Raw genomic sequence first — 1,539 nt, 5'->3', positions numbered from 1 at the left:
GTCATCGGGGACGGTCGTCCCCAAGAGCGGGGCGATGTGTTCCCGGGACCAAGCGCCGTACGGGTACGGGGCGTCGTCGCCATGCTCGAAGCCGTTCGTCTCGTCCTGGTCCTCCCAGTCGATCGGGAACATCTCGGAGGAGCGCCAGCCACATTCGCACCCTGCCCGTACGGCAATAGCCCGGGGCCGCCCCGCTTGGCCGTTGTAGAGCCACCAGGCGCTGTTGCCGTTGATGGGGGCGGGCTCGGTGCCGTCGCCCATCACCGCCACGGGGTACCCCTCGTGGCCGCTGCCGAACTGATCCGTCTGCCAACCCATGTAAAGACCCCTTGACGTCGAATGCCTGGCGTACAGAATCCTTGACACGCTCTCCGGGTGTCAAGAGTCGTTTACGACGTGTCGCATGCGTCAACACATCTTGACGAATGGCGTGTGCCGTCTGTCGGTACGTCATCCCGGTGACGTACAGCCCGGGTCGGTGACGTACGCGGCGGTGGCGGCCGGGGTCGAGGCAGGGTCGCTGGGCAGCATCGGTTCATGACGTCATCCGCCCCCACGTGGGAGTACGGAGCCCCGTACATCCCGATCACCTCGCGTCGGCCAGCACCTGGTCGACCGGCTCCGGCTGAGCGCAGCGGCGCGCCCGGTTCCCCGTCATGTCTCCCGGCGCCCACATCAGCCGAGGGCCAGGACAGGGGAAGTCCGGCACCTCACCAGACCGAATCCCCGGTCTGACGTGCGGTGGTGAGTGGTGAGTCCCCGGACGACCGCAACCCCCTGAGCAACAGCCTGTGCCGCACCCCGCGCAACCCCCTGTGCGTGGCTCTCTGCCGCCCCGCGCGGCGTTCGTCGTAGCGCGGCACAAGACCGACAGATTCAGGAATGCCTCGGTGTGCGATCTGTGCCGGTTTGTCTGGCCGTTGGGTCGTGATGCATAGGTGTGGGGGCTCCGGCCGGGGATCGGCTGGTACGACTGTGGGTCGGTCGCCAATTGGCGACTGGTCACGGTCGGAGGGGAAGAGATGGCACGCGGGACGCCGGGGTCGAAGCGCGGTCACACGGTGTCGGTGCGGCTGTCCGACGAGGAGCGGGAGCGCTGGGAGTCGGCCCGTGGTGAGTCCGGCCGCCGGGAGATGGGCGCGTGGGTGCGGGCCGTGGTCGAGGACGTCCTCGCGGACCGGACCGAGGGCGACGTCCCCGGCGCGGAGAAAGGGCCGGCCCCGCTGCCCCCGATCAACCAGGACGCGTACGACGAGTTGTGCCGGATCGGCGCGAACCTCAACCAGCTTGTGCGCTACACCCACCAGGACGGACAGCTCCACGCTGCCGTCGAGGCGGCCCTGTTCGAGGTCGGCAACGCCGCCCTGGCGGTGAGGGGCATCGAGCCGATGCGGCCCACGGACCCCGAGTGATCGCCAACATCACCAAGGGGCGCAAGGCCGTTGGGGCGCTGATCTACGACTTCGGGCCCGGCCGCCGCGACGAGCACATCAACCCCCGGATCGTCGCCGGGAACGTCACCGGCACCCCGCTCCAGGT

Annotated in this window: 1 protein-coding gene and 1 pseudogene; one reads left to right on the top strand and one right to left on the bottom strand. The window is 69.1% G+C overall.

Translation table 11 applies throughout. From position 1 onward, the window contains the following. A pseudogene (locus ACWFRU_RS42390) lies at nt 1–318 on the bottom strand (hypothetical protein); the annotation flags it as partial. Nucleotides 319–1,022: 704 nt separating this feature from the next. On the opposite strand from ACWFRU_RS42390, the gene ACWFRU_RS42385 reads away from it, so the two are divergent. Further along, a complete protein-coding gene (locus tag ACWFRU_RS42385; protein WP_376247569.1) occupies nt 1,023–1,412 on the top strand; it encodes a MobC domain-containing protein in 390 nt (129 codons plus the stop codon). Nucleotides 1,413–1,539 lie beyond the last annotated feature (127 nt).

It is taken from the genome of Streptomyces sp. NPDC055099 (assembly GCF_053607685.1).
Note: the sequence above shows the minus strand (reverse complement) of the source record. Positions and strands in the feature narration are given on the sequence as shown.